The organism is Dorea sp. BIOML-A1 (genome assembly GCF_009875615.1).
GTDB lineage: Bacteria > Bacillota > Clostridia > Lachnospirales > Lachnospiraceae > Dorea_A > Dorea_A amylophila.
Genome location: NZ_WWSA01000004.1, coordinates 31,608 through 55,419, shown reverse-complemented (window position 1 = coordinate 55,419; position 23,812 = coordinate 31,608). Strand labels below are relative to the sequence as shown.

General features: G+C 44.8%; 24 protein-coding genes. All 24 read right to left on the bottom strand.

Annotated features, from left to right (window positions below):
• Positions 1-52: 52 nt before the first annotated feature.
• Positions 53-718, bottom strand: coding sequence for a SpoIIIAH-like family protein (locus tag GT508_RS02435; protein ID WP_161143501.1), 666 nt, complete (start codon positions 716-718; stop codon positions 53-55).
• Between the two features lie 31 nt (positions 719-749).
• Complete coding sequence (locus GT508_RS02430; RefSeq protein ID WP_330576875.1) at positions 750-1,394, bottom strand: hypothetical protein; 645 nt, start codon at positions 1,392-1,394, stop codon at positions 750-752.
• Positions 1,369-1,719: a stage III sporulation protein AF gene (locus tag GT508_RS02425; RefSeq protein WP_028085777.1), complete on the bottom strand. Its 351-nt coding sequence runs from the start codon at positions 1,717-1,719 to the stop codon at positions 1,369-1,371. The genes GT508_RS02430 and GT508_RS02425 overlap by 26 nt, the downstream gene beginning before the upstream one ends.
• A gap of 19 nt (positions 1,720-1,738) precedes the next feature.
• Positions 1,739-2,929, bottom strand: coding sequence for a stage III sporulation protein AE (locus tag GT508_RS02420; protein WP_161143500.1), 1,191 nt, complete (start codon positions 2,927-2,929; stop codon positions 1,739-1,741).
• Positions 2,926-3,312: a SpoIIIAC/SpoIIIAD family protein gene (locus GT508_RS02415; RefSeq protein WP_161143499.1), complete on the bottom strand. Its 387-nt coding sequence runs from the start codon at positions 3,310-3,312 to the stop codon at positions 2,926-2,928. Before GT508_RS02415 ends, GT508_RS02420 begins: the two co-directional genes overlap by 4 nt.
• A 51-nt stretch (positions 3,313-3,363) precedes the next feature.
• The gene (gene spoIIIAC, locus GT508_RS02410) at positions 3,364-3,558 is read right to left on the bottom strand and encodes a stage III sporulation protein AC (protein WP_028085779.1); all 195 of its coding nucleotides are present in this window, start codon (positions 3,556-3,558) and stop codon (positions 3,364-3,366) included.
• A 17-nt stretch (positions 3,559-3,575) separates the two neighbouring features.
• A complete protein-coding gene (locus GT508_RS02405; protein WP_161143498.1) occupies positions 3,576-4,094 on the bottom strand; it encodes a stage III sporulation protein AB in 519 nt (172 codons plus the stop codon).
• A complete protein-coding gene (gene spoIIIAA, locus GT508_RS02400) occupies positions 4,091-5,038 on the bottom strand; it encodes a stage III sporulation protein AA (RefSeq protein WP_028085781.1) in 948 nt (315 codons plus the stop codon). The genes GT508_RS02405 and spoIIIAA overlap by 4 nt, the downstream gene beginning before the upstream one ends.
• 141 nt (positions 5,039-5,179) lie before the next feature.
• A complete protein-coding gene (locus tag GT508_RS02395; protein WP_118224107.1) occupies positions 5,180-7,267 on the bottom strand; it encodes a polyribonucleotide nucleotidyltransferase in 2,088 nt (695 codons plus the stop codon).
• A 258-nt stretch (positions 7,268-7,525) separates the two neighbouring features.
• Complete coding sequence (gene rpsO / locus GT508_RS02390) at positions 7,526-7,792, bottom strand: 30S ribosomal protein S15 (RefSeq protein ID WP_006427570.1); 267 nt, start codon at positions 7,790-7,792, stop codon at positions 7,526-7,528.
• Positions 7,793-7,922: 130 nt separating this feature from the next.
• The gene (gene ribF, locus GT508_RS02385) at positions 7,923-8,846 is read right to left on the bottom strand and encodes a riboflavin biosynthesis protein RibF (RefSeq protein ID WP_161143497.1); all 924 of its coding nucleotides are present in this window, start codon (positions 8,844-8,846) and stop codon (positions 7,923-7,925) included.
• A 17-nt stretch (positions 8,847-8,863) separates the two neighbouring features.
• Positions 8,864-9,769: a tRNA pseudouridine(55) synthase TruB gene (truB, locus tag GT508_RS02380; RefSeq protein ID WP_161143496.1), complete on the bottom strand. Its 906-nt coding sequence runs from the start codon at positions 9,767-9,769 to the stop codon at positions 8,864-8,866.
• Between the two features lie 3 nt (positions 9,770-9,772).
• On the bottom strand, positions 9,773-10,744 hold the full coding sequence (locus GT508_RS02375; protein ID WP_161143495.1) for a DHH family phosphoesterase: 972 nt from the start codon (positions 10,742-10,744) through the stop codon (positions 9,773-9,775).
• A complete protein-coding gene (gene rbfA / locus GT508_RS02370; RefSeq protein ID WP_161143494.1) occupies positions 10,734-11,120 on the bottom strand; it encodes a 30S ribosome-binding factor RbfA in 387 nt (128 codons plus the stop codon). The genes GT508_RS02375 and rbfA overlap by 11 nt, the downstream gene beginning before the upstream one ends.
• A 14-nt stretch (positions 11,121-11,134) precedes the next feature.
• On the bottom strand, positions 11,135-13,666 hold the full coding sequence (gene infB, locus GT508_RS02365) for a translation initiation factor IF-2 (protein ID WP_117597411.1): 2,532 nt from the start codon (positions 13,664-13,666) through the stop codon (positions 11,135-11,137).
• Positions 13,667-13,680: 14 nt separating this feature from the next.
• On the bottom strand, positions 13,681-14,004 hold the full coding sequence (locus tag GT508_RS02360; protein WP_028085787.1) for a L7Ae/L30e/S12e/Gadd45 family ribosomal protein: 324 nt from the start codon (positions 14,002-14,004) through the stop codon (positions 13,681-13,683).
• The gene (gene rnpM / locus GT508_RS02355) at positions 13,991-14,245 is read right to left on the bottom strand and encodes an RNase P modulator RnpM (RefSeq protein ID WP_055283529.1); all 255 of its coding nucleotides are present in this window, start codon (positions 14,243-14,245) and stop codon (positions 13,991-13,993) included. The genes GT508_RS02360 and rnpM overlap by 14 nt, the downstream gene beginning before the upstream one ends.
• 34 nt (positions 14,246-14,279) lie before the next feature.
• Positions 14,280-15,479, bottom strand: a complete 1,200-nt coding sequence (gene nusA, locus GT508_RS02350; RefSeq protein WP_144101009.1) for a transcription termination factor NusA — start codon at positions 15,477-15,479, stop codon at positions 14,280-14,282.
• Positions 15,480-15,508: 29 nt separating this feature from the next.
• Complete coding sequence (gene rimP, locus GT508_RS02345; protein WP_028085790.1) at positions 15,509-15,976, bottom strand: ribosome maturation factor RimP; 468 nt, start codon at positions 15,974-15,976, stop codon at positions 15,509-15,511.
• Between the two features lie 237 nt (positions 15,977-16,213).
• Positions 16,214-17,050: an NAD(+) diphosphatase gene (gene nudC, locus GT508_RS02340; RefSeq protein ID WP_055283417.1), complete on the bottom strand. Its 837-nt coding sequence runs from the start codon at positions 17,048-17,050 to the stop codon at positions 16,214-16,216.
• A 5-nt stretch (positions 17,051-17,055) separates the two neighbouring features.
• Entirely contained in the window at positions 17,056-19,296 is a 2,241-nt protein-coding gene (locus GT508_RS02335; RefSeq protein ID WP_161143493.1) for a DNA gyrase/topoisomerase IV subunit A, read from the bottom strand.
• 15 nt (positions 19,297-19,311) lie between these two features.
• Positions 19,312-21,234 carry a DNA gyrase/topoisomerase IV subunit B gene (locus tag GT508_RS02330; RefSeq protein WP_028085793.1) on the bottom strand — a complete coding sequence of 641 codons (1,923 nt, stop codon included), beginning with the start codon at positions 21,232-21,234 and terminating at the stop codon, positions 19,312-19,314.
• Between the two features lie 128 nt (positions 21,235-21,362).
• Positions 21,363-22,583: a stage II sporulation protein P gene (locus GT508_RS02325; protein WP_227080052.1), complete on the bottom strand. Its 1,221-nt coding sequence runs from the start codon at positions 22,581-22,583 to the stop codon at positions 21,363-21,365.
• 66 nt (positions 22,584-22,649) lie between these two features.
• Positions 22,650-23,669: a GPR endopeptidase gene (gene gpr, locus GT508_RS02320; RefSeq protein WP_028085795.1), complete on the bottom strand. Its 1,020-nt coding sequence runs from the start codon at positions 23,667-23,669 to the stop codon at positions 22,650-22,652.
• Between the last annotated feature and the right edge of the window lie 143 nt (positions 23,670-23,812).

Here is a 23,812-nt window from a genome sequence, read left to right as displayed (position 1 = left end):
GCTCAAACATATTTTTCCTGTATTTTCAAGGTTTTCCCTTGTTTTCTGCAGCTTACTTCGAATCCGCATTCACCGGATTGATCACAATATTCTGTGCTGCCACCCCCGTCTTTCTGGTCACAATATCTTCGATCTGCGCACGGTTTGCATCACTTAACTCGGAAGCTCCTACGATCACATCTGCCTGATCATCCGTGATGCTCACAACGGAATTATGAAATCCTTTGGCTGCCAGGAGTGACTCTGCAGCCGATTCTTTTTCTGCGGTCTCCGTCATCTGTACCATCTGGTTCACGGCTTTTTCTTTTTCTTCGGCGCTGAGATTCTTATTATCGATAATATTCTGTAATGTTTCTTTATTCTTAGAGCGCACCTGTTCCCTGCTCACCTTTGCCTGCGACACAACCGAACTTACCGATCCATTTGTAAGGACTGCTTCTCCGGGTGTTCCGTCTACACTTCCGTCATCTGTGCTTCCGGCATTGCTGTCTGCGCCGCTGCCGGAATCCCCCTCCTGACTTTTCATATCTCCGGATGGCACCGATGCATCTTCATCGGAAATATCCAGCAATTCCTTGTTCGCGAGTTCAGAATTGGTCTCCTGTGTCTTCGTCTTGTTCGGAAATAATTTGCCCGAGTAATTCATATACCCTGCGGCTGCAATCATCACTGCCAGTGTTGCGATCACAATCTGATTCTTCTTTGCAATCTTTTTCAATGTTATGCCCTCCTGTCCGTTTTACACTGCTTTAATTCATCTGCTTTTTCATTATTCTAATCTTATGCGGTTCGATATCAAATAATGCCTGGACCGCACTGCTGATATTTTCTTTCACCACTGCATTCCCGCCGCCATCTGCGATCACGACCACACCTTCGATTTCGGGACTTAATTCTTTGCTTACATATGGAGATCCGCTACCCTGAGTAGTGCTGTCACTGTCACTTGCATATACCGTATTTTCTTTTTTGGATGCCTTTGACGACTGTCTGGTTCCTCCCTGGCTGTCTTCTTCCGTCACCGTTTCCTGATCCGATTCTGTATCCTTATCCAGCACCTTTTCTGCTGAAGATTTCAGTGTGATCATCACCTTTACTTCTCCGGCTCCTTCAATCTGCGATAAGATCCGGCTCAGGCGGTCTTCCAGATAGGTAGTATACGCTTCTTCGTCTGTCCCATCAGATGTCCCCCTTACAGTTTTTCCTGCATTGCCGTCTGATGCGGACGAAGCATGTTCTTTCGTCTTTCCTGCCGGAACTGCGATCACCATCAGAAGAATTCCTGCAAGAAGCAGAATCAGGAGCTGATCTTTTTTTAAATTTTTAAACGAAAACTTTTTCCAGTTTGTAAGTTTGTTCGGAAACAATTCACTCAGATTCTTTGCCGATTTCAATCTGCTCCACCTCGATTCTTCTGTTCTGGCTTGTATTTTCATCATTCTGTCCGTCTATCCTGAGAATCTCTTCCTGAACTTTCTGACTTTTTTCTTCCAGTTCACTGACCTGAATCTTATATACACTGTTATGATAAATTTCTTCAAATGCGGTTCTCTTATCCAATAATTCCAATACCGGAACAACCAACATTGCTGTCAGAATCAGTCCCAGAACGAAACGGACATATTTTTGAAACCCATGATCCGGCAGCATCTGTAAGATCATGCTTCCAAGCACTGCAAAAAATGATAACTTTAAGATCCAGTTATAGATAAACTCCATCTGTCCCGCTCCTTTTTGGTCATGCATTCGTCACCGCCGCCACGATTGCGATCGTCAGCAGAAATAACACTCCCACAGTAAATACAATCTGCATCAGTATCTGACATCCTTCTCCTACCGCTTCTACGCAGCCCGTGACACGTTCATCCGACACCGGCTGGATCATGGCAGCCGCAAGCTTATAAAGAAGAGCTGTTCCCGCAGTCTGGACTAACGGTATGACACACAGGGCAATACAGATCACCGCTCCTGCCATCCCGATTCCATTCTTTACCAGTACTGCCGTTCCAAGCGCCACCTCCGTCATTCCGCCCAGGAGATTGCCTATTCCCGGGATTGCCTCTGCACCTTTCAGTACGGTGCTTCTTTTCACCGTATCGATCGCAGGACTGATCATTCCCTGGATCAGGTTCGCACCGATGACACACGCAAGTGCTGTCTTAAGCGTCCAGCGGATGACAATTTCCAGGAATTCCGATAATTTCTCCAACATATCTTCCGGTCCCAGAAAATTCAGGATACGGATGATCATATATACCCTCACCATCGGCAGCAGTACATTTTCGATTATGATCTCAACCGCATAGATTAAAAACAGAACAAGATTGTAAAATGCCACCCCTGTCACACTTCCCTTCGCCACCGCAACCGCCAGAAAATAAACCGGATAGAATACTCCCATAAAAGCAGTGATATTCCGTATCCCGGATTCCACCCACTTAAGAACCACATCAAAAGCAGCGACCGTCAGTGCCGCCAATAACATGTAAATCATATAGAATCCGACACTTGCCACCTGTCGGTTCTGAAGGGTACCTGCAAACTGATTCATGAATGCTGCAATCATTGCAATCAGCAATATATGTATCAAATTCTTTTTGCCCGTCTGAAGCAGATAAAACATCTGCTCCCTGACGAATTCTGAAAGAAACTTTGCAGATGCCTTCAGATTTCCGGTTAAGATTTCCGATATTACTTCTTTAAATATGATCCGTTTTTCAGGGAACAGAGACTGTAAGGAATCGTCAATTTTGCCGTATTCAAATTCTGAGAGGATGCTTTCTTTTATTTTCTGTTGTTCCTGTTCTGGATCCGCCGCATAACAATATGTAACTCCGATATGCCCCACTATCGGAAACAATAGCAAAAATATCAAAACACACCCGATATAAACGCCCGTTATTTTTTTATATCCCGCACTACATCTCATATCAGAAATCCCCGTATCGTCTGCAAAAGCGCACTTAACACCGGAAGACTTAACACCAGGATCGTAATCTTGGCGAACACTTCGATCTGTAATGCAATCGTCTGATACCCCGCATCTTTACATATTGCCGAAGAAAATTCGGCCGCATATGTGATCCCAAGAATCTTCCACAATGTTTTCCAATAATCATTGCCAGGCCCGGCAACACCGTTGATCTCATTCAGTACATCTTTGATCAGGCTGATCTTCCCAAGCAAAGTGGCAAAGATCAAAAGACCAAGGACAATACTGATATAGATGCCATATTCGGATTTACCATTTTTGAACTGCAAAGCCAGAAGAACTCCTGCCACTCCCAGTATTCCGATCTGCAGCATACTCATATGTTCCGCCTCCCATCCCATATAGCACATACTTCTCAGACATCACACATTTTATAACGAAAACAGATCCTGGATAGATTCAAACAGATCATAGATATATGGCACGATCCAGAATAAAACCAGTAAAAGTCCTGCCAGACTGGTCAAGAATGCCTGTTCTTCTCTTCCGCTGTGCTTTAACACCTGACAAAGTATGGATACAAGAATCCCTACCGCCGCAATTTTAAATATCAGATTCACACTCATATACTGCCTCCTATTTTTTACAGGAGGATAATTGCCAGAAATATGCCTCCGGTCACTCCGACACACTGGTACAGACGGATTCTCTCCTTCTGCTCCGTTCTCATGTCCTCCATTTTCTGTTCCATTTGTTCCAGGTACAAATCCAGCGTCCTTACCTGCATCTCGATATCGATCGTTCCCAATTCACTGCCCAGGCGTATCAGACTCTCTGTCATATCCTGTGGGATTCCGGTTTCCGCAAGATATTTTCTCGTCTCTTCTTCCCATATTCCCGCCAGACTTGTACCCTGTCTTTTCGTCAGCCTCTCGCACAAAGAAAGCAGCCACATCTTATACGGCTCCTGCGCTTCGCTCCCTACATGCAGAAACGCTTCCGGAAGCACCTGTCTGGAATAACGGATCTCACTTCTGATCCGAAAAATCAGTTTTCTCAGATATCGCATCTGTCTGTAACACTCTTCTATTTTTGCAGCCTGCAACATTCCCCAGCCCCCGCCTGCAAGAATGACCATGACTGCCCCGATTCCTTTTATCATTTCGCCATTTCCATCATTTCTTTGTATAGAAGGCTTCCCCTGTTATCAAAGATTCCTTCGATCTGTCCCACGTGTGCGTCATTTCCAAGTAAAATATACCGTTCGAACCTTCCTTCTCCGATCATCCGGTTGAACAGTGGTTTTTTTCTAAGTTCTTCCATTGACTCTGCATGTACGGTCGCCAGCATCTTACATCCACAGTGCATGGCATATTCTATGGCATGTACATCTTCCGGTGTCCCAATCTCATCCACAGCGATCACCTGCGGTCCCATTGAACGGATCAGCATGATCATCCCTTCTGCTTTCGGGCACCCATCCAGAATATCCGTACGGATTCCAAGATGATTCTGCGCCACACCCATATAGCAGCCGCCAATCTCCGAACGTTCATCCACCACACCTACCGCAAGTCCCGGAAGCCAGGAATTTCCTTCCGATATCTGACGGATCAGATCTCTTAACAGTGTCGTCTTACCACATCCCGGCGGCGATACGATCAATGTATGACATAACAACCGGTTACATACAATATAGGGAAATACCGCATCGGCGCATCCGATCATCTCATGTGCCACACGGATATTTACCGAGGAAATGTATTTCAGGTTCTTTACCTTCCCATTTTCCATAATAGCCTGTCCCGACAATCCCACTCTGTGTCCTCCTTCGATCGTGATAAATCCCTGCCGCATCTCCTGCTCGCACGCATATAGGGAATAATTACTGATGTATTCCAGCATTTCGCGGATATTATCTTTCGTCACCAGGTATGGCCGTCTGGCTTTCGCTCCGGGAATAACTTCTGTGTCATGATACAGGAAGATCAGCGGCTTTCCCTCCCGGAGACGGATCTCCTGTAAGTATTCGAACTCCAGCTTTTCCTTTTGTATAATACTTCTGACATCCCATGGCAGGACTTTTAAGATTGTATCTTCTTTCATGTTCATCACCTCTTTACACCCATGTATATGTGGATGGGCGGAGATTATGACTGGTATTTTTCCAGAAACACAAAAAAGCCTCGGGTTTCCACTACCGGAAATCCGAGGCTTTCACATAACATCTGATATTAAATTATAATCTTATTCCGCTACATCCTTCATAGAGAATGAGATTCTTCCCATCTTGTCCTTGCCAAGGCATACAACCTTAACAACATCGCCAAGTGTGAGAACGTCTTCTACACGATTCACTCTTTCTTTGGAAAGCTTAGAAATGTGTACCATTCCTTCTTTTCCAGGTGCGAACTCAAGGAATGCACCGAAGTCTTTAATGCTGACAACTTTTCCTTCCAGAACCTGTCCGGCCTCAAAATCTGTGACGATGATGTGGATCATCTTCTGTGCTTCTTCCATACCTTTGGCATCTGTTCCGCAGATAGATACGGCACCATCATCTGTAATGTCGATCTTCACACCTGTCTGCTCGATGATCGCATTGATTGTCTTTCCACGCTGTCCAACAACATCACCGATCTTCTGTGGATCGATCTGCATCTGAATGATCTTCGGAGCGAATTCTCCAACCTCTGCTCTTGGAGCATCGATTGCTTTATTCATAACTTCATCAATGATGTAAAGTCTTGCTTTTCTTGTCTTAGCAATAGCCTCTTCAATGATCGGTCTTGTCAGTCCGTGGATCTTGATATCCATCTGGATCGCTGTGATACCTTTATGTGTACCGGCTACCTTGAAGTCCATGTCTCCGAAGAAGTCTTCCAGTCCCTGGATATCTGTAAGCACCAGATAATCATCGTCTGTATCACCGGTAACAAGTCCACATGAGATACCTGCTACTGCAGCCTTGATTGGTACACCTGCTGACATCAGTGACATAGAAGATGCACATACACTTGCCTGAGAAGTAGAACCGTTAGATTCGAATGTCTCAGATACAGTACGGATCGCATACGGGAATTCTGCTTCGCTTGGAAGTACCGGAAGCAGCGCACGCTCTGCCAGTGCTCCATGTCCGATCTCGCGGCGTCCCGGTCCTCTGGATGGCTTTGTCTCACCTACAGAGTATGATGGGAAGTTGTAGTGGTGCATATATCTCTTGACTGTCTCTGCTTCATCCAGACCATCCAGTTTCTGAGCTTCAGAAAGTGGTGCTAATGTACAGATATTGCAGATCTGTGTCTGTCCACGAGTGAACATTGCTGAACCATGTACTCTAGGGATCAGGTCAACTTCTGCCGCAAGTGGTCTGATCTGGTCGATCTCTCTTCCGTCCGGACGTTTGTGGTCTTTTAAGATCATTTTACGTACGGTCTTCTTCTGGTACTGATATACAGCCTCCGGAAGAACTGCAAGCCACTCTTCATTTTCAGCAAATGCTTCCTCTAATTTTTCTGTTACGGCACGGATATTCTCTTCTCTTGTCTGTTTATCATCGGAGAATACTGCTACTTCCATCTCTTCCGGAGTAACAATCTCTTTGATTGCTGCAAAGAGTTCTTCCGGAACTGCACAGCTTTCATATTCGTGTTTTGGTTTTCCGCATTCTGCCACGATTGTGTCAATAAATGCGATTACTTTCTGGTTTAATTCATGCGCTGCAAAGATCGCATCGATCATCTGCTGCTCAGGAACTTCGTTTGCTCCTGCTTCGATCATGATGACTTTCTCTTTTGTTGAAGCAACCGTTAAAGCCATGTCAGACACTGCTTTCTGAGCTGCTGTAGGGTTGAATACGAATTCTCCGTCAACCAGACCTACCTGTGTAGTAGAGATCGGTCCGTCAAACGGGATATCAGAGATTGTTGTTGCGATTGCTGCACCAAGCATAGCTGTAAGCTCCGGTGAACAGTCCTGATCGACAGATAATACAAGGTTCTCCAGTGTTACATCGTTACGGTAGTCCTTTGGGAACAGTGGTCTCATCGGACGGTCGATTACACGGCATGTAAGGATTGCGTTTTCAGATGCTTTCCCCTCTCTCTTATTGAATCCTCCAGGGATCTTTCCTACTGCATACATTCTTTCGTTGTATTCAACGCTCAGTGGGAAGAAATCGATTCCGTCTCTTGGCTTCTCTGAAGCAGTTGCTGTACACAGTACAGTTGTATCACCATAATGCATTAACACAGCACCATTTGCCTGTTTTGCAACTCTGCCGACATCAACTCTTAAGGTTCTTCCGGCGAGTTCCATCTCAAATGTTTTATACATAAATGTGTTCTCCTTTATTTTTTCTTTTGTGGTTCAAGATCACCCCGAAACTACTGAAAAACACATTTTTATATCAAATATACTTTTCAGTGGTCTCGGTGAAGTTTTCCCAATCCACAATCTTATTTATTATAGCATACACTTTCACAAAAAGCTATACCCAAAATCGTTCACATAATCTGCCGCCGATGACTTCTATTGCTTATTCCGACAATGAAAAAGGGACATTCTTCCGAATGTCCCCATAAAAAGCATGAATTATTTTCTTAATCCAAGTTTCTCGATCAGTGCACGATATCTTTCGATGTCTGTCTTCTTCAGGTATGCAAGAAGTCCTCTTCTCTGTCCTACCATCTTAAGAAGTCCTCTTCTTGAGTGGTGATCCTTTGGATTAGCTTTGAAATGATCTGTAAGATCATTGATTCTTGCTGTCAGGATAGCGATCTGTACTTCCGGTGATCCTGTATCTCCTGCTGTTCTGCCATACTGTGCTACGATCTGTTCTTTCTGTTCTTTAGAAATCATGTTTGTTTCCTCCTGTATTCTCTTAAATTAAAACGCCTGATATTAAGTAACGGTTGGAGTTTCCAGTTACCGAACACCGGCTTCAACGTTGCTTAGTATATCATATGAACTTCCCTGTGTAAAGAGAAATTTATACAATTCCAAAATATTCCATTCCCTTTGCAATATCCTTATCAATCTGTCTTTTCAGCGCATCGATCCCGTCAAATTTCTGTTCCGGTCTCCGGAATTCCTTAAGATTAATACGAACTTTTTCTCCGTATGCATTTCCCGAATATCCAAAAAGAAACGCTTCGATCAACAACTTCTTCTCTTCCGTTACAGTGGGCTTAATACCGACATTTGCAATCCCCGGATAGGTCTTGTCCTGTACATCAATCTTACAGAAATAGACTCCGTGTGCCGGCACGATCTTCCCGTCAGGCCATGCAACATTCAGTGTCGGAAATCCGAGCGTACGGCCAAGCTGTCTGCCATGTTCGACCATCCCCTCTACTTCAAATGGATAACCAAGCAGCTTTTCTGCCAGTTCCACATCTCCGGCTTTTACCACTTCTTTTACATAAGTACTGCTGATGATCCGGTCATGATAACATTCTTTTTCTATGACGATCAGCTGATAGTCATATTGATCTGCATATTCCGCCAGCATATGCACATCCCCGCGTTTCTCACATCCGAATGTAAAGTCTGTTCCTACCACAACATATTTGGCATGAAAGAGATCATGAATGATCTCCTGTATAAAATCTTCCGCACTTTTCTGACGGAAAGATTCGGTAAACGGGCATTCGATCAGGTAATCCACTTCGTCTTTTACCCGTTCCTGCCGTTCTTCTCCGACCATCAGAAGTTCCGGGGTGATTCCCATTTCCTTCCATAACGGTCTCATGTCAAACGAACATACGATACTGTTTAACTTCTCTTGTTCTCCTAATTCACGGACTTTCTTCACCAGCATCTGATGGCCTCTGTGTAATCCATCGAACTTTCCAAAAGTCACCGCTGCCCTGCCGCTTTCGTTATATTCCGCAAGCTCCCTGATATACTGCATAGTCATTTTTTCCTCGTTTACTCGTTAAAAAACATCTTGACGATGTGATATTTTTTTTCTTTTTCTTTCCACTGATAAATGGCAATGAATTTACCCGATTCCTCATACAGACGCACCTGATTTTCTTCATTCTGTCCATCTGCCTCTTTCAACATCTTAAGTTCCAGTGGATTCCCGTTTTTCGCAAATGCTTTCCAGTCATCTTTTACCGTGATCTTCGGATAAGACGGGAACATCTCATCGATCGGCACAAGAATTTTCTCAAGCATTCCTTCCTGCTTTAACGCTTCGATCTCTGCCAGCGTCTTTGCATCCTTTATCTGAAATGCCGATACTCTTGTACGAATCAGTGATTCCATACATCCGCCACATCCAAGCTTTTCTCCGATATCATGGCAAAGCGTCCGGATATAGGCTCCCTTGGAACACGCTACTTCCATACGGACTCTTGGCAGATCCATTTCAAGGATCCTGATATCCAGGATCTTAACCGGACGGGCTTTTCTTTCTATGACCTTTCCTTCTCTGGCAAGCTCATATAACTTTTTCCCGTTCACCTTAAGTGCCGAATACATCGGCGGGATCTGATCATAATCTCCGATAAAGCTTTCGATTGCTTCTCTTACTTTCTCTTCCGTAAGTGATTCTGTACTTCTTTCTTCCAGAATCTCGCCTGTAATATCCTGTGTATCAGTCGTTTTACCCAGAAGCATAACTGCCTCATAAGTCTTATCCTTATCCGTCAGAAGATCACAAAGCTTTGTTGCTTTTCCCAGACAAACCGGAAGAACACCTGTCGCATCCGGATCAAGTGTTCCGGTGTGTCCGATCTTTTTCTGTCCCACGATCCCACGAAGTTTTGCTACTACATCGTGGGAAGTGAACCCTTTTTCTTTATACACATTGATGATTCCGTGTATCATAGTTTACTGCTCCTGTGTCTTTTCCAGTTTTTCCATCTGTGCTTCGATCTGTTTGGACAGATTGTTCAGCACATCAAACGGTGTTCCTGTCATTGTAAACCCAGATGCCTTCTTATGACCACCGCCGCCAAAATACTGTGCGATCTTGCTGACATCGATTTTCTCTTTGGAACGGAGGCTTACTTTGAATTCATTCTGTTTCAACTCATACATGAATACAGCAACCTCTACTCCTTCTGTCACACGAAGCTGGCTTACAATTCCTTCCAGATCTTTAGGTCCCACACCGTAAAAATCCATCACATCTTTCCGAATATAGGACGCGATACCTGTTCCATTTAAAAACAGGATACTTTCCATCAGTGCACGGCCCATCACAAGATTCTGCGCATAAGATTTCGCATAGAATGTATCTTCTATGATCTTCGGCCCGTCAATGCCTTTTTCCAGAAGATTTGCAGCCACCCGGAATGTCTCCGGTCCGGCACAGGAATACTGGAATACTCCCGTATCATGCACGATTCCAAGATAAAGTGCTTCCGCTACATTTTTAGAAATCTTCTCTTCATCCAGCAGTCCGTATACCAGCTCTGATGTTGAACTTGCTTCCGGAACGATATGATTGACCTCTGCAAAACCAATGTTGCTGATATGATGATCTACACAGAATGTATGCTTTGCTTTTACAAACAATGGTTTGGAATACTCCAGTCTGTCTGTATCCCCACAATCCAGGGAAATAAAGAGATCATATATTTTTTCTTCATTATCCACAGACTCCAGAATTGTCTCTGTTCCGTTTAAGAAATGAAAAGATTCCGGGATGTCTTTCAGATAAATGTCTACGGTTTTATCACTGTAATTCTCGCGGATATACTGTCCGAGTCCCACGCAGGAACCCACACAGTCTCCATCCGGACGTATATGTCCGCCGATCGCGATCGACGACACATTTTCCAATACTTTATTCAGCATCTTCCTCAACACCTTCCGTTTTCAGGTCCCTGGTTACTTCATCAATCTTCTTTGACATATTGACACCATATTCAATGGACTGATCCAGTACAAACTTAATCTCCGGTGTGTTACGCAGATTCAGTGTTCTGGCCAGCTCACGGCGGATATATCCTTCCGCGCTCTGCAGGCCTTTGATCGTCTGCTCCTGCTCATAAGCATCTCCGAGCACACTGATATATGCCTTACATGTCTTAAGGTCCGGCGCAACTTCTGCGGCTACAACCGAAGTCCACGGTGCAACACGCGGGTCTTTTAAGCCCCCGCGGATGATGTTCGATAACTCGTGCTGCACCTCTGTATTTACTCTTGTATTCTTAATACTTCTTTTTCTCATTTTTATATCAACTCCTAGCGTGGAATCTCTACCATCTCAAATGCCTCTACGAGGTCACCTTCTTTGATGTCATTGAAGTTTGCAAATACGAATCCGCATTCGTAACCTGCTTTTACTTCTTTTACATCGTCTTTGAATCTCTTCAGTGATGCCAGAGGTCCTTCAAATATTACAATACCGTCACGTGTCAGGCGGACAGAACAGTCTCTCTTGAACAGACCATCAAGGACATAAGATCCGGCAATTGTTCCGACTCCCGAAGCCTTGAATGTCTGACGTACTTCTGCGTGTCCGAGTACTTTCTCCTCAAATACAGGATCCAGCATACCTTTCATGGCCGCTTCTACGTCTTCGATCGCATTGTAGATGACACGGTACAGACGAATGTCTACACCTTCACGGTCTGCCGTTTCTTTTGCAGTTGCATCAGGACGTACATTGAATCCGATGATAATAGCATTTGATGCAGAAGCAAGACTTACATCCGATTCATTGATCGCACCAACACCACCGTGGATGATCTTAACGACCACTTCATCGTTCGAGAGTTTCAGCAGGCTCTGTTTGATTGCTTCTACAGATCCCTGTACATCTGCTTTTACGACGATTCCAAGTTCTTTTAAGTTACCCTCCTGGATCTGTGTAAACAGATCATCCAGAGAAAGTTTGGATTTTGTCTCTTCCAGAAGTTTTACTTTGCTCTGTGAGATAAATGTCTCTGCGAAGTTTCTTGCTTCTTTTTCATTTCCGCATCCAACGATAACCTCTCCGGCATTCGGTACATCATTCAGTCCCAGGATCTCTACCGGTGTAGACGGGCCTGCTTCTTTGACTCTTCTTCCCTTATCATCCATCATGGCTCTTACTTTACCAAACGCAGAACCGGCAGCGATTGGATCTCCGACGCGAAGTGTTCCCTTCTGAACCAGGATATTGGCAACAGAACCTCTTCCCTTATCCAGTTTTGCTTCCAGGACAAGACCTCTGGCACGACGGTTTGGATTTGCCTTTAATTCCATTACTTCTGCTGTCAGAGCGATCATTTCCATCAGATCTTCCAGTCCTTCACCTGTCTTGGCAGATACCGGAACAAAGATCGTGCTTCCACCCCAGTCTTCCGGAATCAGTTCATACTCTGTCAGTTCCTGTTTTACACGGTCGATGTTGGCACTAGGTTTATCCATCTTATTAACAGCAACGATGATCTCTACACCCGCAGCCTTTGCATGGTTGATCGCTTCTACTGTCTGCGGCATAACACCATCATCTGCTGCTACTACAAGAACAGCGATATCTGTAGAACTTGCTCCACGCATACGCATTGCTGTGAACGCCTCATGTCCCGGAGTATCCAGGAATGTGATCTTCTCTCCGTTGATTTCTACAACATACGCACCAATGTGCTGTGTGATACCACCGGCCTCACGGTCAATAACATTGGTATGACGGATCGCATCCAGAAGAGAAGTTTTACCATGGTCAACGTGACCCATAACACAGACTACCGGCGGACGTTTCTTCATTTTCTTTTCGTCCTCTTCGTCTTCCTTCAGAAGTTCTTCGATTACATCTACAACTTCTTCCTTCTCACACAGAACATCGAATTCCAGTGCGATCTCTTCTGCTGTCTCGTAATCGATTTCCTGGTTTACAGTAGCGATCTTGCCCTGCATAAACAGCTTTTTCACGATCACAGATGGTACGATCTTCATCTTGTCTGCCAGTTCTTTGATTGTCAGAACTTCCGGGATTGTGATCTGTTTGATCTCTTCTTCTACCTTCTGCTCTTTCTGCTGTGGTTTCTGAAGCTGCTGCTTCGGCTCGTTTTTCTTCTTACCCTTTGGCATTCTTTCTTCATCATCACGACGATAATCTTTCTTCTTGTGATCGTCTTTTCCCTTGGCATTCTTTCTCTGTGGTTTCTGCCCTTCGATTGCAGGAGCCGGAATGCTTGTGTTATTTCTTCTGTCATTTCTTCTGTTATCTGATTTTTCTCCGAATTTGCGTCCCTGTCTGTCATCACCACGGTTGTTGTCATATCTGTTATCGCGGTCTCCCTGATTTCTGTCGGAACGTCCATTCTGCGGACGGTCACCTCTCTGGAATCTCTGTCCGCCTCTTCCTTCCTGACGATCACTACGTCCGTCTCTTCCACCGCCGCGTCTGTCGCTGCCGCGGTTATTTCTGTTGTCGTCTCTGTTTGATCTATCTGTTCTTTCTGTTCTTTCATTTCTGTCCGGTCTTTCGTTTCTTTCCGGACGTCTGCCCTGTGCTCTTTCTGCTGCCGGCCTCTCTGTTCTCTTTGGAGCCTGTGCCTCTCCTGTTGCTGTGTTCTGTGCCGCAGGGCGCTTTGCCGGACGGCCGTTATTTGCCTGCATCTGTTTTCCCTGTCCGGAATTCTGACGGTTTCCGCCGGATCTTCTTCCTTTATTACCGCCGTTCTGTGTATTCTGCGGACGGAATACATGCACGATATTCTTTTTCTTTGGTGTTTCTGATTTTTCTGTATTTTCGTTTATATTTGTTTCTATATCTTTATTTGACATATGATCTGCCTCCTCTACGCAATTGTCTGATTCTCTGTGTCTATATGCTTCCGGATACCTTTTGCGAATCCCTCATCAAGGACCACCAAAGATGCGCGGAATTCTTTTCCCATTGCATGCCCCAATGTCTCTTTGTCTTTGTAAAAATAGATCGGAACCTGATAAAAGTCACACATGTTCTGAAATTTCTTCTTGGTATTATCGGATGCATCGTCTGCAACGATCACAAGACATGCTCTTCCGGATTTTACTTCTTTCTCCGTACAGAACTCTCCACTTGCAACCTTGCCGGCTTTTGTAGCCAGACCAATCATAGATAATGCTTTATTCTGACTCAAGTACTTCCATCTCCTTTTCCAGTGCTTCATACACTTCTTTTGGAATAGCCTGCTTAAAGGATCTCTCCAGGCCTTTGTTCTTCACTGCTTTTGCAAGGCAGCCGCCATTCGGACAGAGATAAGCACCGCGTCCGTTCTTTCTTCCTGTCGCATCCAGCAGAAATTCTCCCTCCGATGTGCGGATGACACGAATCATCTCTTTTTTACTCTTCATTTCCTGACATCCTACGCATTTGCGCATAGGAACTTTTTTATTTACTCCCACGAATTATCACCTATTCCTCTGTGTCCTCAACTTCGTCGAATGTGATCTCTGTGTCGTCTTCATCATATTCAGCATCTGCCGTGTTCTCTACATCGAATTCTTCTGCATCGTCATCATACTCTTCTTCGTACACGCCCTCGCTTAATTCCATGTAGTTTTCCGGAAGTTCTCCGGACTCGATTGCCTGCGTTTCATTTTTGATGTCGATCTTATATCCTGTCAGTCTTGCTGCAAGTCTTGCATTCTGTCCTTCTTTACCGATTGCCAGAGATAACTGATAATCCGGAACGATAACGCTGGCTGTCTTTTCATCCGGATCAGCCATTACAGAGATAACCTTTGCCGGGCTTAATGCATTCTCGATCAGAATAGCCGGGTTGTCACTCCAGTTGATGATATCGATCTTCTCCCCACGCAGCTCATTGACGATCGCATTGACTCTGGCTCCATTCATACCGACGCATGCTCCGACCGGATCTACATCAGGATCGTTAGACCATACGGCAATTTTTGTTCTGCTTCCCGCTTCTCTTGCAATGCTCTTGATCTCTACGGTACCATCCTTCACTTCTGTAACTTCTGATTCAAACAGCCGTTTTACAAGTTCCGGATGTGTACGGGACACGAGGATCTTTGGTCCCTTTGTCGTATTCTTTACTTCTACTACATATAATTTGATACGTTCTGTTGGTTTGAATACCTCGCCTTTTACCTGTTCGTTCTCTGTCAGCATAGCATCCGCCTTACCAAGGTTGATGCTGACATTCTTTCCGACATAACGCTGCACAACACCTGTTACGATATCTTTTTCTTTTTCAAAATACTGATCGTATACAACCTTACGCTCTTCTTCGCGGATCTTCTGCAAGATCAGGTTCTTGGCATTCTGTGTTGCAATACGTCCGAATGATTTAGACTCGATCGGAATATGCACGATATCACCAAGTTCAAACTTGCTGTCAATCTCTTTTGCATCTTCCAGACTGATCTGTTCCAGTTTGTCTTCTACTTCTTCCACAACTGTTTTCTCAGCATATAACTGATACTCGCATGTTTCTTTGTTCATGATCAGTTTGATATTATCTGTTTTACCGAAATGGTTTTTACAGGCATTCATCAGTGAATTTTCAATGGCGTCTAACAGTGTTTCTTTGCTGATATCTTTCTCTTTCTCCAGTATATTTAACGCTTCTAATAATTCTGTATTCATGGTCTTTCCTCCTTGCTTATCCATGCCGTTTAAAAATCAAACGCTAATCGGATCAGTGCGATCTCGCTCTTTTCAAATGTTTTCTCAGTCTCATCTTCCATCTCGATCGTAACCGTTGTCTCATCGTAATCTTTTAAGATTCCGGTGAATTCTTTCTGTCTGTCAATCATGCGGTAGGTTCTGATCTCGACTTCTTCTCCAAGGCTTCTTCTGAAGTCTTTTTCCTTCTTCAGCGGTCTGCCAAGTCCGGGTGAACTGACTTCCAGTATATAGGAATCTTCGATATAATCTTTCTCATCCAAAATGTCGGAAAGTCTGCGGCTTACAGCCTCACAGTCATTCACTCCGATTCCGCCCGGTTTATCAATATATGCACGAAGATACCAGTTACTTCCTTCTTTTACATATTCGACATCCACCAGTTCAAATCCATACTCTTCCACGATTGGAAGCAGGATCTCTTCTGTTTTCTGTTCATACATTTCTCTTTTTGACAATCTAAAATCCTCCTTATGCAGACCTTATTTATCTACGTTATACGATCAGCCGGTCTTCTTTCATTTATGCTTTTCACCTGCTTATCTGCAGGATCTGCTGCTGTCAGATTCTGCTGCATACTTTGATATGCAACAAAGAAGAGTGAACGATATGTCCACTCTTCTGCCGGTTGATTTATGTAACTGAATTAACTATAGCACCGTTTTTCTGCAAAATCAAGGGATTTTGCGTATTTTTTACATTTTTCCATGTTTGAATGCCATCATCATCTCATTTGTCAGGCTCAGATCTTCGGCCTCTACCGGCATCTGCTCCCTTTCAAACCACTCTGCCATAGCAAGTTCATCGGTATCGAGCGTGATACCGTCTTCCCCGTCCAGTTCACAGAAGAATCCCATCAGCAGTGTATCGGTAAAGGACCACGGCTGACTCTTATAATACCGCAGATTCTTTACCTTCAGTCCGACTTCTTCCATGACCTCACGCCTTACTGTCTCCTCAATGGATTCACCCGTTTCATTAAAGCCTGCGAGCAGTGCATACTTTTTGTATTCTCTTCCCGCATACTTCGACATCAGGATCTTATTTCCATGTGTGACAGCTATGATCACCGCCGGACATATCTTCGGAAATTCCATCATTCCACAATCCGGACAACGCATCATACGTTCTTTGTCGTCATGTACCATAGGCTGCCCGCAGTGGCCGCAGAATTTCCGTGACTGATACCAGCGGTAAAGCTGCCATCCTGTCACTGCGGCAAATTGTCTGTACTTTGGTCTGGCCTTGCGGAAATACTGATTATCCTTCAGTTCAAACCCCGGAAAGTCTGCCGGGTCGATCCCATCCGTCAGATAGTATCCCTGTCCGTCAATCGAGAAGAGATACGTATAATCTTCATAGATATCCGGATAACAGACTGCAGCCTCTTTGAATGTCAGGAAAGAAATCTCCTGATCTTCCAGCTTCACCAGAATCTTTCTTCCTTCATAATACAAGATCACGCTGTCTTCCTTTGGCGGCTCTGGGACATATTCATTTCTATATACATGTGGTTCAATGTTCTGTATCATATCGTTTACCCTCTGTACTTTGTTCCTGTACCATCTCGTTTTGCAAGCTTCAGACGGTTCAGGGTGACTTCTTTTTCATGGTATGAAATCTTACACTCAGTTCCCTCTTCAAACAGGTATACATTCGTCAATGCATCGTCTTTTTTCAAGCGGATACCCCGCACTCCGATCGCGCCTTTCTTCTTCTCCGTAACTTCTGCTGCCGGAAAACGCAGGAAAAATCCATCTGCCGTCTGCAGTACAATATGCTGGTTCTCCGTCACCACCCTGATATTCACGACTTCATCTTCCGGCTGAAGTTTCGTTGCCGCAATGGTGCGTTTTGTTACCTGGAATTCGCTTCCGCCGACCTTCTTGACCATGCCCTGCTTTGTGACAAACAACAGATTCGCATACCGCATCTGTTCGGAATCACAGATATATACAATTTCTTCCTGTGTACTGTCGTAATTACTGATATTGTCGATCGGCTGTCCTTTATCACGGAATTTTCCATATGGGAGATCCATCACTTTCACCTGATGCATCTTCCCATCCTTTGTAAAAATACAGATCCTGCCGGTATTCATGCAGTGCAGGATGTATTTATTTTCATTATCTGCTGCCTCTTTATTACGCTCATACGTACTGACATCAACCGTCTTCGCATATCCGAAACGATCCATCAGGAATACGATCTCCTGCTCTTCCACTTTCTTCTCTTCAAACACAGCCTCTTCTGCATTCTCTACAACCGTACGTCTCTTTCTTGCGAATTCTTTCTTGATACGGTCCAGATCTTCCATGATGACAGCTGCCATAGAATCATAATTGTTCAAGATATCTTCATATCTTGCGATCTTCGCAAGTGTCTCCTCGTGCTCTTTCTGAAGTGCTTCAATCTCCAGACCGATCAGTTTATAGAGCCTCATTTCCAGGATCGCAGTTGCCTGACGCTCTGTAAACCTTAACATTCCTGCCATTTTTTTTGAAATAGAAGACTTGAATTTGATATTCTCTGTCTCACCGTTCACCAGACATGCCTTTGCATCTTTTATGCTCTGGCTTCCTCTTAAGATCTCAATGATCAGGTCGATTACATCACACGCTTTGATCAGACCTTCCTGGATTTCTTTTTTATCCTGTTCTTTCTTCAGCAGTGTATTATATTTTCTCGTTGCCATGTCAAACCGGAAGTCTACATGTGCCTCAATAATACGTTTCAGACCCATGGTCTCCGGTCTTCCGTCTGCAACTGCCAGCATATTTACTCCGAAAGTATCTTCCAGTCTGGTCTTCTTATAAAGCATATTGGTCAGGTTTTCTACATCTGCACCTTTTTTCAGGTCGATGACGATACGGATGCCTTCTTTGGATGACTGGTTGGAAATGTCTACGATATCCGTTGTCTTCTTGGTCTCCACCAGATTGCAGACATCATTTAAGAATTTTCCGATTCCCGCACCGATCATCGTATACGGGATCTCTGTGATAACCAGACGCTTCTTTCCGCCCTTCACATCTTCCACTTCAACTTTTCCGCGGATCTTGATCTTTCCGGTTCCTGTCTCGTATATCTGTGGCAGGTCGTCCTTATTGACCACGATTCCTCCTGTCGGGAAGTCCGGTCCTTTGATATATTTCATTAATTGTCGGGTCGTGATCTCATCATTTTTCATGTAGGCTTTCACCCCATCCACAACCTCACCCAGATTGTGTGTCGGGATACTGGTTGCCATACCGACCGCAATACCTTCCGCACCGTTGACCAGAAGGTTCGGAATACGTACCGGAAGTACGGCCGGTTCCTTCTCTGTCTCGTCAAAGTTTGGCACAAAGTCTACAATGTCCTTGTCCAGATCGGCCAGATATGCTTCCTGCGTGATCTTCGCAAGCCTCGCTTCGGTATAACGCATTGCCGCTGCACCGTCTCCTTCGATCGAACCAAAGTTACCGTGTCCGTCTACAAGGACCATCCCTTTTTTAAATTCCTGTGCCATGACCACCAGTGCATCATAGATGGAGCTGTCCCCATGCGGGTGATATTTACCCATGGTATCTCCGACGATACGCGCACACTTACGGTACGGTTTATCATACCGTATTCCCAGTTCATGCATGTCATAAAGTGTACGTCTCTGTACCGGTTTTAATCCGTCTCTTACATCCGGCAGGGCTCTGGCAATGATTACACTCATCGCATAATCAATATATGATTTTTTCATCACATCCGAATATTCGGTTCTGATGATCTGTGAATCCTGCATTTTCTCTCTCCTATTCTATATATCAAGTTCCGCTTCCGTCGCATTCTCATAGATAAAGGAACGTCTCGGCGGTACTTCCGATCCCATCAGCATCTCGGTTACACCGGATGCCATTCTCGCATCTTCAATCTCTACCAGTTTCAGGATCCTGGTCTCCGGATTCAGGGTAGTCTCCCACAACTGCTCCGCATCCATCTCTCCAAGACCTTTGTATCTCTGCAAGGTAAATGGACCGTCATGTGTCTTTCTGTATTTTTCCAGTGCCTTGTCATCATACAGATACTCTTCTTCGCCCTTCTTCGGCATCGCCTTGTAAAGAGGCGGCATCGCAATATAGACATGTCCTTCAAAGATCAGTTCCGGCATAAAGCGGTAGAACAACGTCAGGAGCAGTGTCGAGATATGGGCACCATCCACGTCCGCATCAGCCATGATGATAATCTTATCATAACGCAGTTTGCTGATGTCAAAGTCATTTCCGTATCCTTCGGAAAATCCACAGCCAAATGCATTGATCATTGTCTTGATCTCTGCGTTTGCCAGTACTTTATCGATACTTGCTTTTTCCACATTCAGGATCTTACCACGGATTGGCAGGATTGCCTGGAACATACGGTCTCTGGCCGTCTTTGCAGAACCTCCGGCAGAATCCCCCTCCACAATGAAAATCTCACATTTTGACGCATCACGGCTCTCACAGTTGGCAAGCTTTCCGTTACTGTCAAATGAGTATTTCTGCTTTGTCAGCAGATTGGTCTTCGCACGTTCTTCCGTCTTGCGGATCTTTGCCGCCTTTTCTGCACATCCGATCACCTTCTTAAGGGTCTCAAGATTCCGGTCAAAAAAGCGGATGATCTCATCATTCGTCACCTTACTACAAGCTTTCGCCGCATCCGGGTTATCAAGCTTTGTCTTGGTCTGTCCTTCGAATCTCGGATCCGGATGTTTGATCGATACGATTGCAGTCATACCGTTACGGATATCCGCCCCGGTAAAATTCGCATCCTTTTCTTTCAAAACTCCAAGTTCTCTTGCATACTGGTTGATTGCTGTCGTAAACGTCGTCTTGAATCCGGTCAGATGCGTTCCTCCCTCTGCATTATAGATATTATTGCAGAAACCAAGCACATTTTCATGGAACTCATTGACATACTGGAAAGCCACCTCAACTTCGATGCCTTCTGCTTCCCCTTTGAAATACACCGGATCATGCACGACTTCTTTTTTGTGATTCAGTTCGCGGATGAATCCAAGGATTCCATCCGGCTCATGATAAATGACCTGTTCCGGCTCCGCTCCCCTCTTATCTTCGAACACGATCTTAAGATCCGGGTTCAGATACGCTGTCTCATGAAGCCTGCTTTTTACCTCTTCTGCTTTGAACTTTGTCTTTTCAAATATAGTATCATCCGGAAGGAAATTCACCTTCGTTCCGGTCTTTCTTGTCTTTCCGATCGTCGGCAATAATCCGTCTTCCAGTTCGATCACCGGTTTTCCCTGTTCATACCTGTCATGATGGATATATCCGTCCCTGCTGATCTGTACATCCATATAAGTTGACAATGCATTTACGACAGAGGAACCGACACCATGGAGTCCCCCGCTGGTCTTGTATGCCGAATCGTCGAACTTTCCGCCCGCATGAAGTGTCGTATATACCACACGTGCCGCCGATACGCCGGTCGCATGAAGGTCTACCGGCACACCACGTCCGTTATCTGCGATCGTTGCTGATCCATCTTTTTCCAATGTCACATGGATCTCGTTGCAGTATCCAGCCAGGTGCTCATCCACCGCATTATCCACGATCTCATAAATCAGATGGTTCAGGCCTTTGGTAGAAACACTTCCTATATACATTCCGGGTCTTTTTCTTACCGCTTCCAGTCCTTCCAGGATCGCGATACTGCCCGCATCATATGTATTCTTTTTCGCCATTCTTTCTATATCCTTTCTCCGTTTCATCCGTATGAAAAATGCTGAAAGCTATTCTGTCATATATTATTCATAAGGATCATACAGATTTTTCCATACTTTGAATATCTTATCATAAAAATATTTTTGAATCAAGACAACACCTGATGCAGAAGTTCTGCAAGAATCTCCATCGCATTGCGCATCTCTTCCACTGTATTGGTCTGCGCTCCGGCTTCGATCAGAAGTGTCTTTGGCTTGAAATGCATATTATAACGGTACGCACGCAGAAAAATGTGTCTGGCAAATCCCGGATAATATGTTGCCGCTGCAATCTCCATCTGCAGGGAAAATGCCAGGTTATCTTCCAGGTATGGGTTGGACAGATAACTGATATTTCCATTTGCCCGCGTCCTGCTGAGCCCGTTGAAGAACATGATCTGCGCCGTCGGCTTACCGTCTATCTCTGTCACCAGGTGCGTCCCTTCCGCCACGCCATCCCGGTGAAGATCGATCACAACTTCGATAGCCGGATTCTCTTTCAGTATTTTCTGCACATCCGGCTCTGCAAGCTGATACGCCTTACTCCGATCCAGTTTTCCATTCACCAGATCATATACCCCTTCGTGATGATATGTGGATATTCCATACTTTTGATTCAAAAGTTCAGACAGATACGTCCCCATTCCCACAATTGATGTACCGGCATCTCCCGGGACAGAATCTGCAAATTGTTCCTGGGAATGCGTGTGGTAGATCAGGACTTTAGCCCCTTTTGTATCCGGATTTAATTTCATATCTTTTCCCATCAGCTTATCTGCATTGATCAGTCCCTCATCTGCCATAGTACTGCTGTCCACGGTATAGAAATGACTCATAAGATATTCATAATCTCTTAGCTTTTCCATGGAAATATCTGCTTTTACCACTGGTGTTTTCCATGTCTCCTTCTCCTCTGTATCCGGATTCTGTGTGATCAGTTTGCCATTTTTATCTACAGCGTTCTCATCATTTTCCTGTTTTTCCAGTATCATGGCATACGTCCTGGAATCTTCGCCGGCCGTCTCTTCCTTCCCTTGTTCTGTCATAAATGCACCGGCAGGCCATAACCACCGCATCACTGCCCATGCCAGATCCTTTGACGGAGTATCCGTCTGATCCTTTTCTGCCGCATAGACAAGTGCCGGCAGCATCATTCTGACAGCACCGTCCGCAATCTCCTGTTTCCCTTTTTCTGCAAAAACCCTTTCATTTATTATTCCGTTTCCGACACCTGTTTCTTTCATGATACAGATCAGAAAACATCCGGCAATGATCCTCACCGCATGCTGTATATATTTTTTGCATCTGCTCTGCATGTCTTGTTCTTTCACACCTGCACACCCCGATATTTTGTTAATCTTACGCTCTACTTTCTAAAGGTAAGGTATGCAGTCATCTCACTTTCTATGCTGTTTCTTCTTTTTTTCTGATTCCCCTGCTTTTCCTGAAAATAACAGATTCAATGCCTCCGAGACGGTATAGCTGATCCTTCTTATCGTCTCATCGATATCTTTCGGTGTTACGAACATTCCGTTCAGATGTGGTGCGATCAGTTCTTTTACCAGTTCGTATTTTTCCGCAGAATTGTATCCTTGCAATACGACACCTACCCCTTTCAAATTCTCCGACGTCTCCAGTGCCGCAATAAAATTCTCCATCGTGTCATTTACAATCGTTGCGGCATCCACTACCGTCGGAACACCGATCGCGATCACCGGGATTCCCATCGTCTCTTTCGTGATCACGCTTCTGTGATTCCCCACACCCGCTCCGGGATGGATCCCGGCATCCGAGATCTGTATGGTCCGGTTCAGTCTTTTACTGCTTCTTGCCGCCAGCGCATCGATCACCAGGATCATATCCGGCTTTGTCTCCTTTACGACTCCCTGCACAATCTCTGCCGTCTCCATCCCTGTCTGCGCCATCACTCCCGGAACGATTGCACTTACGATCCGGCTTTCTTCTTCTACGCCATATCTTCCATATTCCTGTACCATATGCCTGGTGATATTCAACTGATCTACCACATATGGTCCCAACGCATCCGGCGTCACTTCACGGTTACCAAGCCCTACTGTCAATATCGAGCATCCCTTTTCTTTCGAATGCTCTTTTTTCGTTTCCTCATTTTCCACATATTTTTCCAAAAATCCTGCCAGAGTTTCTGATATCTCTCTGTGATATCCATCGTCTGCCGATGCCATATCAGGGACTTCCAATGTAAGATATGTTCCCACCGGTTTTCCCATCATCTTCGCCCCGTTCTCCGTTTCAATCCTGACGGTTGTAATCTTAATCTCCCTCTCTTCATCGTATTCTTCTTCCAGTACAACGCCGGACACTTCTACATGATCTGATTCAAACCGTTCTTTTTGCTCCATCGCAAGATCCGTCCGGATCGTATACTTTTCCACCATCGTTTTCTCCATCCTTTCTTAAATTAATACTAGTTTTTCCAATATTTTCAGAAATATGTATTGACAGAATCTAATTCATGTCCTAAAATAAATTCGTATGTTTCGTTAGATCGTCCGTGTCCGGCTCTAACGAACTGGAAATC

Coding starts and splice junctions, on each gene's coding strand:
- GT508_RS02425 (WP_028085777.1), bottom strand. CDS start 1,719: ATGGAGTTTATCTATAACTGGATCTTAAAGTTATCATTTTTTGCAGTG.
- GT508_RS02420 (WP_161143500.1), bottom strand. CDS start 2,929: ATGAGATGTAGTGCGGGATATAAAAAAATAACGGGCGTTTATATCGGG.
- GT508_RS02415 (WP_161143499.1), bottom strand. CDS start 3,312: ATGAGTATGCTGCAGATCGGAATACTGGGAGTGGCAGGAGTTCTTCTG.
- spoIIIAC (WP_028085779.1), bottom strand. CDS start 3,558: ATGAGTGTGAATCTGATATTTAAAATTGCGGCGGTAGGGATTCTTGTA.
- GT508_RS02405 (WP_161143498.1), bottom strand. CDS start 4,094: ATGATAAAAGGAATCGGGGCAGTCATGGTCATTCTTGCAGGCGGGGGC.
- spoIIIAA (WP_028085781.1), bottom strand. CDS start 5,038: ATGAAAGAAGATACAATCTTAAAAGTCCTGCCATGGGATGTCAGAAGT.
- GT508_RS02395 (WP_118224107.1), bottom strand. CDS start 7,267: ATGTATAAAACATTTGAGATGGAACTCGCCGGAAGAACCTTAAGAGTT.
- rpsO (WP_006427570.1), bottom strand. CDS start 7,792: ATGATTTCTAAAGAACAGAAAGAACAGATCGTAGCACAGTATGGCAGA.
- ribF (WP_161143497.1), bottom strand. CDS start 8,846: ATGCAGTATATCAGGGAGCTTGCGGAATATAACGAAAGCGGCAGGGCA.
- truB (WP_161143496.1), bottom strand. CDS start 9,769: ATGATACACGGAATCATCAATGTGTATAAAGAAAAAGGGTTCACTTCC.
- GT508_RS02375 (WP_161143495.1), bottom strand. CDS start 10,744: ATGCTGAATAAAGTATTGGAAAATGTGTCGTCGATCGCGATCGGCGGA.
- rbfA (WP_161143494.1), bottom strand. CDS start 11,120: ATGAGAAAAAGAAGTATTAAGAATACAAGAGTAAATACAGAGGTGCAG.
- infB (WP_117597411.1), bottom strand. CDS start 13,666: ATGTCAAATAAAGATATAGAAACAAATATAAACGAAAATACAGAAAAA.
- rnpM (WP_055283529.1), bottom strand. CDS start 14,245: ATGCGCAAATGCGTAGGATGTCAGGAAATGAAGAGTAAAAAAGAGATG.
- nusA (WP_144101009.1), bottom strand. CDS start 15,479: ATGAATACAGAATTATTAGAAGCGTTAAATATACTGGAGAAAGAGAAA.
- nudC (WP_055283417.1), bottom strand. CDS start 17,050: ATGATACAGAACATTGAACCACATGTATATAGAAATGAATATGTCCCA.
- GT508_RS02335 (WP_161143493.1), bottom strand. CDS start 19,296: ATGCAGGATTCACAGATCATCAGAACCGAATATTCGGATGTGATGAAA.
- GT508_RS02330 (WP_028085793.1), bottom strand. CDS start 21,234: ATGGCGAAAAAGAATACATATGATGCGGGCAGTATCGCGATCCTGGAA.
- gpr (WP_028085795.1), bottom strand. CDS start 23,669: ATGGTGGAAAAGTATACGATCCGGACGGATCTTGCGATGGAGCAAAAA.